14 protein-coding genes are annotated in these 9,411 nt (G+C 31.4%); 9 read left to right on the top strand and 5 right to left on the bottom strand.

Annotated features, from left to right (window positions below; translation table 11 throughout):
* Positions 1 to 35 precede the first annotated feature (35 nt).
* From DIU01_RS00335 to DIU01_RS00315, 5 genes are all read left to right on the top strand, one after another.
* Positions 36 to 278 (top strand): DUF3098 domain-containing protein, encoded by a 243-nt coding sequence (locus tag DIU01_RS00335; RefSeq protein WP_290831278.1) that lies wholly within the window; start codon positions 36 to 38, stop codon positions 276 to 278.
* A 3-nt stretch (positions 279 to 281) separates the two neighbouring features.
* On the top strand, positions 282 to 1,064 hold the full coding sequence (locus tag DIU01_RS00330) for an undecaprenyl-diphosphate phosphatase (RefSeq protein WP_290831277.1): 783 nt from the start codon (positions 282 to 284) through the stop codon (positions 1,062 to 1,064).
* A complete protein-coding gene (truB, locus tag DIU01_RS00325; protein WP_290831276.1) occupies positions 1,064 to 1,741 on the top strand; it encodes a tRNA pseudouridine(55) synthase TruB in 678 nt (225 codons plus the stop codon). The genes DIU01_RS00330 and truB overlap by 1 nt, the downstream gene beginning before the upstream one ends.
* A gap of 80 nt (positions 1,742 to 1,821) precedes the next feature.
* A complete protein-coding gene (locus tag DIU01_RS00320) occupies positions 1,822 to 1,986 on the top strand; it encodes a hypothetical protein (protein WP_290831275.1) in 165 nt (54 codons plus the stop codon).
* Positions 1,962 to 2,297: a type II toxin-antitoxin system RelE/ParE family toxin gene (locus tag DIU01_RS00315; protein ID WP_290831274.1), complete on the top strand. Its 336-nt coding sequence runs from the start codon at positions 1,962 to 1,964 to the stop codon at positions 2,295 to 2,297. Before DIU01_RS00320 ends, DIU01_RS00315 begins: the two co-directional genes overlap by 25 nt.
* Before the next feature lie 3 nt (positions 2,298 to 2,300).
* Here DIU01_RS00315 and DIU01_RS00310 read toward each other — a convergent pair whose 3' ends face one another.
* Positions 2,301 to 2,894 carry a thioredoxin family protein gene (locus DIU01_RS00310; RefSeq protein WP_290831273.1) on the bottom strand — a complete coding sequence of 198 codons (594 nt, stop codon included), beginning with the start codon at positions 2,892 to 2,894 and terminating at the stop codon, positions 2,301 to 2,303.
* 89 nt (positions 2,895 to 2,983) lie between these two features.
* Here DIU01_RS00310 and DIU01_RS00305 point away from each other — a divergent pair, with 89 nt between their 5' ends.
* The 4 genes from DIU01_RS00305 to DIU01_RS00290 all read left to right on the top strand — a co-directional run bounded on the left by DIU01_RS00305 (position 2,984) and on the right by DIU01_RS00290 (position 7,769).
* The gene (locus DIU01_RS00305; protein WP_290831272.1) at positions 2,984 to 3,763 is read left to right on the top strand and encodes a patatin-like phospholipase family protein; all 780 of its coding nucleotides are present in this window, start codon (positions 2,984 to 2,986) and stop codon (positions 3,761 to 3,763) included.
* Positions 3,764 to 3,836: 73 nt separating this feature from the next.
* Positions 3,837 to 4,544 (top strand): UMP kinase, encoded by a 708-nt coding sequence (pyrH, locus tag DIU01_RS00300; protein ID WP_290831271.1) that lies wholly within the window; start codon positions 3,837 to 3,839, stop codon positions 4,542 to 4,544.
* Positions 4,545 to 4,617: 73 nt separating this feature from the next.
* The gene (gene frr / locus DIU01_RS00295; RefSeq protein ID WP_290831270.1) at positions 4,618 to 5,178 is read left to right on the top strand and encodes a ribosome recycling factor; all 561 of its coding nucleotides are present in this window, start codon (positions 4,618 to 4,620) and stop codon (positions 5,176 to 5,178) included.
* 110 nt (positions 5,179 to 5,288) lie between these two features.
* Positions 5,289 to 7,769 carry a DUF5686 family protein gene (locus DIU01_RS00290; RefSeq protein ID WP_290831269.1) on the top strand — a complete coding sequence of 827 codons (2,481 nt, stop codon included), beginning with the start codon at positions 5,289 to 5,291 and terminating at the stop codon, positions 7,767 to 7,769.
* Between the two features lie 3 nt (positions 7,770 to 7,772).
* On the opposite strand, the gene DIU01_RS00285 is transcribed toward DIU01_RS00290, so the two are convergent.
* The 4 genes from DIU01_RS00285 to DIU01_RS00270 all read right to left on the bottom strand — a co-directional run bounded on the left by DIU01_RS00285 (position 7,773) and on the right by DIU01_RS00270 (position 8,908).
* Entirely contained in the window at positions 7,773 to 8,045 is a 273-nt protein-coding gene (locus DIU01_RS00285; RefSeq protein WP_290831268.1) for a Txe/YoeB family addiction module toxin, read from the bottom strand.
* Positions 8,027 to 8,245: a DUF2683 family protein gene (locus DIU01_RS00280; RefSeq protein WP_290831267.1), complete on the bottom strand. Its 219-nt coding sequence runs from the start codon at positions 8,243 to 8,245 to the stop codon at positions 8,027 to 8,029. The genes DIU01_RS00285 and DIU01_RS00280 overlap by 19 nt, the downstream gene beginning before the upstream one ends.
* Positions 8,246 to 8,367: 122 nt before the next feature.
* Positions 8,368 to 8,493: a hypothetical protein gene (locus DIU01_RS00275; protein WP_290831266.1), complete on the bottom strand. Its 126-nt coding sequence runs from the start codon at positions 8,491 to 8,493 to the stop codon at positions 8,368 to 8,370.
* A gap of 31 nt (positions 8,494 to 8,524) precedes the next feature.
* A complete protein-coding gene (locus DIU01_RS00270; RefSeq protein ID WP_290831265.1) occupies positions 8,525 to 8,908 on the bottom strand; it encodes a helix-turn-helix transcriptional regulator in 384 nt (127 codons plus the stop codon).
* Between the last annotated feature and the right edge of the window lie 503 nt (positions 8,909 to 9,411).

Below are 9,411 nucleotides of genomic sequence, written 5' to 3'. Positions count from 1 at the left end.
AGAATATAGAGAATAGAATTTAAGATATTTAGATTATGAAAGAAAACGAAAACAACAATGGCTTTTTATTTGAAGGCGTAAATTATAAAATTCTATTAGTAGGATTGGCAGTAATTGCTCTTGGATTTATATTAATGAGTGGCGGCGGAAGCACTGATCCAAACGTTTTTAAAGAAGCCGAATTATTTAGTTTTAGAAGAATTAGATTGGCTCCAACTTTAGTTTTAATTGGTTTTGGAGTTACCATTTATTCGATTTTCAAAAATCCAAAAAAATAATTAATGGATTATTTACAAGCCATTATTCTTGCAATTATTGAAGGAATAACCGAATTTCTACCTGTTTCTTCAACTGGTCACATGATTATCGCAAGTTCGTTTTTTGGCATTGCACAAGATGATTTTACCAAACTTTTTACCATTGTTATCCAACTTGGAACGATACTTTCGGTCGTAGTTTTATACTTTAAACGTTTCTTTCAAAGTTTTGATTTTTATTTCAAATTGTTGGTGGCGTTTATTCCGGCTGTTGTTTTTGGATTGCTTTTTAGTAAAAAAATCGATGCTTTATTAGAAAATCCTGTGACTGTTGCTGTTTCCCTTTTAATTGGTGGAATCATATTATTAAAAGTGGATGATTGGTTTTCAAAACAAACCGAAGTTACCCAAAGTCAAGAAATATCGTATGCAACTGCATTCAAAATTGGTGTATTTCAATGTTTGGCGATGATTCCTGGAGTTTCTAGAAGTGGCGCAAGTATTGTAGGCGGAATGTCACAAAAATTATCTCGAACTACGGCTGCCGAATTTTCATTTTTTCTTGCGGTTCCAACGATGCTTGGTGCGACTCTAAAAAAATGTTACGATATNNCACTTACTGACGAGCAAATAAATTTATTGATAATTGGAAATGTTGTCGGATTTATTGTAGCACTTTTAGCGATTAAAACCTTCATCGGATTTTTAAGTAAAAACGGATTTAAAGTATTTGGATATTACCGAATTGTTGTGGGGATTGCATTACTTGTAATTCACTTTTTCATCCAAAAATTAGACGTAATATAATGACAGCAGAAGATTTTCTTGAAGGTCAGATTTTATTAATTGACAAACCATTAACGTGGAGTTCTTTTCAGGCAGTTAATAAATTAAAATACGGTTTAATTCGTAAATACCAACTTCCTAAAAAATTCAAAATTGGTCATGCTGGAACATTAGATCCTTTAGCGACTGGTTTATTAATTATTTGCACTGGAAAATTCACAAAAAAAATTACCGAAATTCAGGCGCAAGCCAAAGAATATACCGGAACAATCACAGTTGGAGCAACAACACCAAGTTACGATTTGGAAACCCAAGTAGATGCTACTTTTCCAACCGAACATATTTCAGAAGCATTAATTCTAGAAACTACAAAACAATTTTTAGGCGAAATCGATCAAAAACCACCTGTATTTTCTGCAATTAAAAAAGATGGAAAACGTTTGTACGAACATGCTCGTGCTGGTGAAGAAGTAGAAATTGCTTTTAGAAAAACTACCATTCACGAATTTGAAATTACTAGAATTGCATTACCAGAAATTGATTTTAGAGTAAAATGCAGCAAAGGAACTTACATTCGTTCACTAGCTTATGATTTTGGAATGGCGTTAAATTCTGGCGGACACTTATCTGCTTTACGAAGAACCAAAATTGGTGATTATGATGTAATTAATGCCGTTTCTCCTGAGGATTTTGAGTAATAATTTGATTAAAATATTGTTATCTTTCTGTTTTTCAATTAATTTATTTCTTACATTTACTTGATAGAAATCCTAGTGATATGAAAACTTCTAACAAAAAAACTAAAAATCTCGCAACTCCTGGCAAACCAATGTCACAGGATGAATTCGTTTCTTTAATTAAAGAAGCAGAAGAAGGTGCATTTAGCCCGATAGAAGATACTATTAAACGTTTGGAAGAATGGAGATTGAAAAGAAAAAAGTAATTGGTTCTAAATTATTTGAAGAAGTAGATGTTCCATCAATTTATGAATACGGAGAAGTAACTTTTGGTACGAAATTAGCCGATATTTTTTACTTTGAAATAATAGAGAGTGTTCGTCTATTAGAAACCCAATACCTTCTTCATTCGGAATGTCGTCATCTAGAAACTAAAACAAAAATTTATCGCAACATAATTTTAGGTTCTTACCTAATTATCTATAGAATTCGTGCCAATAAAATAGAAGTTTTAAGAGCTTTTCACGGAAGCCGTTCTCCTAGAACAATTAAAACAGTTAGAAAAGTAAAAGTCTAAAATCTACATCATCAACGCTACAATTTCTTTCTGTGTAGAAATTCCTTTATCGTTTAAATACCATTTTTGCAAATTGATTTTTGCCGTTTCATCAACAACTCCATGCTCTGCTTTGTAATCAAGAATTAATTGTTTGGCTTCTTTAGGTCGTGGTCCGAAATCGGCAATCACTTCGTTAGTATTTTTATCAATAATAATTAGTTTGGGAATTGAGCGCGTTCCGTTGGTTAGAAATAAATTCATCAAATCTTCATTATCATCACGAAGTACAACTCGCAAATCAATTTTATCTGAAACTTCTGCCATTTTATTGATAATAGGTAGAATTTGCGCAGCATCGCCACACCAGCTTTCAGAAATTACCAACCAAATATAGTCTTTATCTAAATTTTCTAGAAAAGTTTTTACTTCATCAACAACAACCATCGTTTTGTCAAGTCGATGCAATCTCGACTCATTAAGTTTGGTATAATTTACGAGTGCTTCGGTTTGTTCATGACCTGTAGTTTTTCCTTCATCAGACATTAATGTAACATAATTTCTATATTCTTGATACGAAAAACTATTCGCTAAACTTTTTTCTATAATTGTGTACATAACTAAATTTTATTCTGCAAAATTAGTTTTATTTTTACAAAAGATTTGTAACAATAATCACACAAACACGTTATCAAAACAAAAAAGTAATGGATTTGAACTTAAAATCAACAGGATTTGCTTTATCTGGTGGCGGAACAAAAGGATTGGCTCATGCTGGCGCGATAAAATTTCTAGAAGAACAAAATATTAAACCATCGCAAATTGCAGGTTCGAGTGCTGGTGCAATTGTTGCCGCGCTTTATGCTTGGGGAAAAACTCCTGAGGAAATTTTGGCATTTTTTAAATCGATTTATTTCTTCCATTGGAAACATTTTACGTTGAAAAAAGCAGGAATCATCGACTCGGAATCCTTTAAAAAATACTTTGAAGAAATTTTTAAAGACGCCAAAATAAACGATTTAAAAATACCAATTCACATTACCGCAACCGATATGGTGAAAGGAAAACTCAAAATCTTTAACGATGATACTAAAATTGTCGATGCTATTTTAGCTTCGTCTGCTGTTCCTGGAGTGATTTCACCTTATGAAATAAATGGTGTTTTGTATAGCGATGGCGGAATTCTAAATCATTTTCCGACCGATATTTTACAAGGAAGATGCGACAATATAATCGGAGTTTATGTGAGTCCGATTCACAAAATTGAAGCCAAGGATTTGAAATCGATTAAAGCAGTTACTACTCGAGCTTTTGAGTTACTTGCGGCAAATTCGAACCTACAAAAATTCAATTATTGTGATATCATTATCGAACCCGAAGAACTTACCAATTTCAACACCTTTGAAACCAATAAATCTAAAATGGACAAAATTTTTGAAATTGGTTATCAAGCTGCCAAAAAATCATTTGAAACATTAGAAGCATAAATTTTACTTTGCTATTTCACAAAAATATTTAATAACTATATTTGCACTTCAAAACACAACATTCTACAAGAGTATGAAATACAAAAGAATCCTTCTAAAATTAAGTGGAGAAGCTTTAATGGGCGAGAAACAATACGGAATTGACCCAAAAATTCTATCGGAATATGCAGATGAAATTAAGCAAATTCACGATAAAGGTATCGAAATTGCCATTGTTATTGGCGGTGGAAACATTTTTAGAGGTGTTGCAGGAGCAAGTAGCGGAATGGATCGCGTGCAAGGTGATTACATGGGAATGTTAGCAACAGTTATCAACGGAATGGCGTTACAAGGCGCGCTTGAAGATAAAGGAATGTTAACGCGTTTGCAAACAGCTTTAAAAATTGAAGCTATTGCAGAACCTTACATTAAAAGAAGAGCAGTTCGTCACCTAGAAAAAGGAAGAATTGTTATTTTTGGTGCAGGAACTGGAAATCCTTATTTCACAACCGATACAGCTGCAGTTTTACGTGGTGTAGAAGTTCACGCCGATGTAATTCTAAAAGGAACTCGTGTTGATGGTGTTTACACAGCCGATCCAGAAAAAGATAAATCTGCTGTGAAATTCGACTACATTTCATTTGAAGATGTATTGAAAAAAGGATTGAATGTAATGGACACAACTGCGTTTACTTTAAGTCAGGAAAATAAATTGCCAATCGTAGTTTTTGACATGAATCAGAAAGGAAATTTACTTAAAATTTGTGAAGGCGAAAACGTTGGAACAGTAGTTAATATATAAAGTTTAGGGTTTATAGTTTGTAGTTCATAGTTAACAACAAACCATAAACTAAAAACCACAAACATAAATAAAAATGGAAGAAATTGAGTTTATTTTAGACAGCACAAAAGAAGCTATGAATGGTTCTGTTGCGCACTTAGAAAAATCTTTTTTAAATATTCGTGCCGGAAAAGCGTCTCCACAAATGTTGGGTAGCGTTTTTGTAGATTATTATGGTTCACAAACGCCACTTTCGCAAGTTGCCAATGTAAATATACCAGATGCAAGAACAATCACGATTCAACCGTATGAAAAAAGCATGTTGCAACCTATTGAAAAAGCAATTATGATTGCCAATTTAGGTTTTAACCCAATGAATAATGGTGATATTGTGATTATTAGCGTTCCACCATTAACAGAAGAACGTCGTCGTGATTTGGTAAAACAAGCCAAACAAGAAGCCGAAGATGCTAAAATTGGAATTAGAAATCACAGAAAAGACGCTAATTCTGATATTAAAAAATTAGAAAAAGACGGAACTTCAGAAGATTTATGTAAGAAAGCAGAAGATGATGTTCAAAAATTAACTGATGTTTACATTAAAAAAGTAGAGGAACATCTAGCGTTGAAAGAAGCTGAAATAATGAAAGTGTAATTTTTACAAGTTAATTATAAATTAAAATCCGTTTGAAATGTCGAACGGATTTTTTTATTGCTATTTTTGTCGTAGTTGTTTTACAATGATTTACAAACAAAATCCCTTTGATGAAAAATTTTTGGACGTTCCTTATTATTTTAATTTGCAATTTTGCTTTTTCGCAAAAAACAATGCAAGGTCAAGTTATTGATTTTGACACGACTGTTCCAATTGCTTTCGCCAAAATTAACTACAACAACAAAACCATACTTTCCGATTGGGAAGGAAAATTTTCTGTTGATATCAAAGACGATAAAAAGCCGATAATTTTCAAGTACAAAGGTTATTACGATAAAACCCATTATTTTACTGAAGGTGCCAAGTTTCTAATTATCAAAATGGTGAATGATAACACCATGAAGGAAAAAGAAATTTACAGCGAAAACGAAGTGAATTTAATCGTCAAAAAAATAATCGATAACAAGTATAAAAACCAACCCGAAAAAGTCTTCAAAAGTTTTGAATATAAAAATTACGAACACCTTTTAGTTACTGCAAATCCGGATTCTATCTCTAGTAAAATTGATACTACCTATAAAAAATCTATTTTCGGAAGAAAGAAAATCGTGTTGGATTCTACCAATTATAAACTAAAAAAGTTAGTCGAAAAACAACATATTTATCAAACCGAAAAGGTAAATCTAATTCAGTTTAACGAGCAAGGTGCGAAAGAAACCGTGTTGGCATCACGAATGGCTGGATTCAAAAAACCGTTGTATGAATATTTGGGATTGAATTTAGTTTCGTATTCGTTGTATGAAAATCAGTTGGATATTTTGGAAATTCCTGTTCGAAATCCGCTGTCAAGTTATGGTCGAAAATTGTTTGTTTTCAAATTAATTGATACTGTAAAGCTAGATAATCGAACTGTTTACAGAATTTACTTCCAACCAAAAAAATTAAATTCCGATAAATTACGCGGATTATTGTTTGTTGATGCCGAGAATTTTGGAATTGCAAAAGCATTTTATCGCATTTACGGAATCATAAACATCAATGCGACTTTCACGTTCAATTACATGAAAGAACACCGTATTTGGTTTCCCGAAAAAAGGAAATTCACCGTTGTAAAAGGAAACAATAGCGAGGATTTGAAGATTTTTGGTGGTACGATAAAATTCAATTCGAGTTTGGAAGGAATTCAAAAAGACGCTTCCGATCAATTGTATTTAAAATTAGAATCCACACCTTACGATATTAAAATTAACGAACCTGTTTCGTTTAAAATGCCGAGCATTAAAATTGACGTTCCAGAAGCGAGCATGACCAAACCCGATTCGTATTGGAAAAATATTAGAAAAGATACGCTTGACGTTAGAAGAATTCGAACCTACACCAATTTAGACAGTCTTTCTGTTTCAGAAAATATCGAACAAAAATTACTATTTGGACGAAAAATTATTAATGGATATTTGCCGGTTAGTTTTATTGATGTTGATCTAAAAACCATATTCAAATACAATAATTACGAAGGTTTTCGATTAGGAATTGGTGGCGTAACAAACAATAAATTATCTGAAAAATATAAAATTAGTGGTTATGTTGCATTCGGATTTAAAGATGAAAAATTCAAATACGGAATCACACCATCGTATCTTTTAAATAAAGAAACCAATACTTGGGTGAATGCTTCTTATGATGATGATTTGAGTGAAATTGGTCAGATTCAATTTGCAACACAAGCGCGCCGTTTTAAAATTTACGATCCGCGACCAATAAACATTTCAACGTTTTACAATCACAAAACATTCTCCGGATTTATAGAAAGTCAATACATTCCGAAAACTACAAGTTACTTCGGGATTTCTCGTAGTGAAGTGCTTCCATTGTTTAATTATGCCTTTGCGCCAAACGAAAGATTGTACCAAAATTTCAATTTGACTACAGCACAATTTGCCATTCAGTGGAATCCTTTTAGTGGTTATATGCAAACTTCTACTGGAAGATTAGAAATTGAAAAAAGGTTTCCAAAATTCTCATTACAACTTACAAAATCGTTCAACAATATCATAGGAGGCGATTTTGATTTTACCAAAGTAGATTTCAAAATCATACATGAAATTCCGTATTTATCGGGACAAAATACTGCGTTTCTTTTTCAAAGTGGCTATGCTGTTGGCGATACGCCATTGACGCATTTGTACAGTATTGCTCCGAATAATCTGAATAGGGAAACGTTATTTCAACGAATTACTTTTGCTGGTAAAAACAGTTTTGAAACGATGTTTTTCAACGAATTTTTCTCAAGCAAATATGTGAGTTTTCATGTAAAACACACTTTTAACAAAGTAAAAATTGCCTATAAAATAAAACCTCTAATTTCTGTAGTTACAAGAATGGCTTGGGGAAATATGGATAATCGCGAAAGCCATTTAGGATTTGAATACAAAACTATGGAAAAAGGTTTCTTTGAAAGTGGCGTAGAAGCCAATCAAATATTTAAAGGATTCGGACTAACATTCTTCATGAGATATGGACCAAATGCGTTACCAAAATTTGAAGATAATTTTGCACTGAAATTGAGCTATGTTTTGGATTTAGGGTTTTAGAATTTAATAATGTCCAAATGCAGAAACTACAAAAACAGTAACAACTTCTTCTTGAACTTCATAAATTAGTCGGTCCTTTTTATTGATTCTTCTTGACCAAAAACCAGACAATTCGTATTTTAATTCTTCTGGATTTCCAGTTCCAGTATAAGGATGTTCTTTTAATTCATTAAGAATTTTCAATATTTTTTTAATCGAAGCCTTATCTCCAGATTTTTTATGTTTAGATAAATCTTTTTCGGCAGTAGCTTTAATTATTACTTGATACTTTCCCATAGATCTTCAGCATTCTCCATAACGCGACCTTTTTCTTTACTTGCTTTTTTTATTTTTGCAACAAATTCTTGATCATAAGGACTTTTACCTTCTTCAATAAGTACAATTTCCTTAGAATTTTCAAAAAAAACACGAGCCATTTCTAGAAAAGCTTTTCCTTTTTTGGTGTTTTCGTTAATTTTTAATGTTATCGTAGTCATAACTTTATTTTTTACAAATTTACGAAACTTTTGTTTTACAAATTTTTATTTTTTTACTACGAAACAATGTAAATGAATCTATTATAAACTTATTCGAATTTTCAATTATCAAAAAGCGCGAACTATGGCTTAATAATCAAAACCGATGGAACTGTACTCAACCAAACACTTTGAGAATCGACTAATTTCTTCCAACTTTCTAGCGAAATGATCATAAGGTTTTGTTGTGCTAAAAATCCGGCTTTCATTTTGTTATAAATTTAATTTTTTTTTTTAATTCTAATTTTTTTTAAGTTCGATAATAATATCTTTTAACTCTTCAATTCGTTCTTCTTTCTCGGTAATACGTATATCTTTTTCAAAAAGTTGTTTTTCAAATTGTTCAATTAGCTTTTCTGATTGTTGATGAATTGTAGATTGATATGCAAGTGCAATACCTCCTTTTTGTTCATTATTATTAAATAAAATATTCTCTGGTAATAGGTCTAAAAAGTTTTTACCTAAAGTTTGTGCAATTTTTTCTAATGCATTCAAATCAGGAGAATTTTTATCGGATTCATATTTTCTATAAGTTTGTTCAGATATACCTAATTTATCTGCAACAAAATCTGTTGAATACCCTTTTTCAATTCGTAAACTTTTAATTCTATTACCTACTTTCATATAAAACACCATTTAGTTAAAATCTTCGTAAAAATAGTGATTTTTTTATATTTTTTAGTGTATTTTTGATTTTGTGGATTATTTGTTAATTGTCAAATTTGATATAGTTTTAATAGTGAAACGAACAACTAATAAATTTTTCATATGAAGAAATTAATTTTTTCGATTTCAGCAATTGCTGTGTTAACCTTATCTTCTTTCACAACCATTAAAACAAATTCAAACGGAGAAGACGATAAAACAGTACCATGTAAATGGAGAACAGTCACAATATACCCGAGTGGAAATACATATTATGGCCCATGGCAATATGGAAATTGTGATGTTTGGTTAGATGGTTCTTTACATCCAATTACATAATTAAAAAGGTGTGTATAAGATGTTGGCACATTTTATGTGCCAACATTATTTTCCAATAAAAACAAAAAGACATGAAATACCTAAAGATAAAATTACTCCTTTTTTTTGTATTCAATATTAACTATAGCCAAAATATTACTGTA

Source organism: Flavobacterium sp., from assembly GCF_003525665.1.
In the GTDB taxonomy this organism is placed as follows: Bacteria; Bacteroidota; Bacteroidia; order Flavobacteriales; family Flavobacteriaceae; genus Flavobacterium.
This window is presented reverse-complemented; position numbering and strand designations above follow the sequence as displayed.

What these genes read in the sequence shown, in the direction of transcription:
- frr (WP_290831270.1), top strand. Translation starts at nt 4,618, where the DNA reads ATGGAAGAAATTGAGTTTATTTTAGACAGCACAAAAGAAGCTATGAAT.
- DIU01_RS00270 (WP_290831265.1), bottom strand. Translation starts at nt 8,908, where the DNA reads ATGAAAGTAGGTAATAGAATTAAAAGTTTACGAATTGAAAAAGGGTAT.
- DIU01_RS00315 (WP_290831274.1), top strand. Translation starts at nt 1,962, where the DNA reads ATGGAGATTGAAAAGAAAAAAGTAATTGGTTCTAAATTATTTGAAGAA.
- DIU01_RS00280 (WP_290831267.1), bottom strand. Translation starts at nt 8,245, where the DNA reads ATGACTACGATAACATTAAAAATTAACGAAAACACCAAAAAAGGAAAA.
- truB (WP_290831276.1), top strand. Translation starts at nt 1,064, where the DNA reads ATGACAGCAGAAGATTTTCTTGAAGGTCAGATTTTATTAATTGACAAA.
- DIU01_RS00275 (WP_290831266.1), bottom strand. Translation starts at nt 8,493, where the DNA reads ATGAAAGCCGGATTTTTAGCACAACAAAACCTTATGATCATTTCGCTA.
- DIU01_RS00305 (WP_290831272.1), top strand. Translation starts at nt 2,984, where the DNA reads ATGGATTTGAACTTAAAATCAACAGGATTTGCTTTATCTGGTGGCGGA.
- DIU01_RS00285 (WP_290831268.1), bottom strand. Translation starts at nt 8,045, where the DNA reads ATGGGAAAGTATCAAGTAATAATTAAAGCTACTGCCGAAAAAGATTTA.
- DIU01_RS00335 (WP_290831278.1), top strand. Translation starts at nt 36, where the DNA reads ATGAAAGAAAACGAAAACAACAATGGCTTTTTATTTGAAGGCGTAAAT.
- pyrH (WP_290831271.1), top strand. Translation starts at nt 3,837, where the DNA reads ATGAAATACAAAAGAATCCTTCTAAAATTAAGTGGAGAAGCTTTAATG.
- DIU01_RS00320 (WP_290831275.1), top strand. Translation starts at nt 1,822, where the DNA reads ATGAAAACTTCTAACAAAAAAACTAAAAATCTCGCAACTCCTGGCAAA.
- DIU01_RS00310 (WP_290831273.1), bottom strand. Translation starts at nt 2,894, where the DNA reads ATGTACACAATTATAGAAAAAAGTTTAGCGAATAGTTTTTCGTATCAA.
- DIU01_RS00290 (WP_290831269.1), top strand. Translation starts at nt 5,289, where the DNA reads ATGAAAAATTTTTGGACGTTCCTTATTATTTTAATTTGCAATTTTGCT.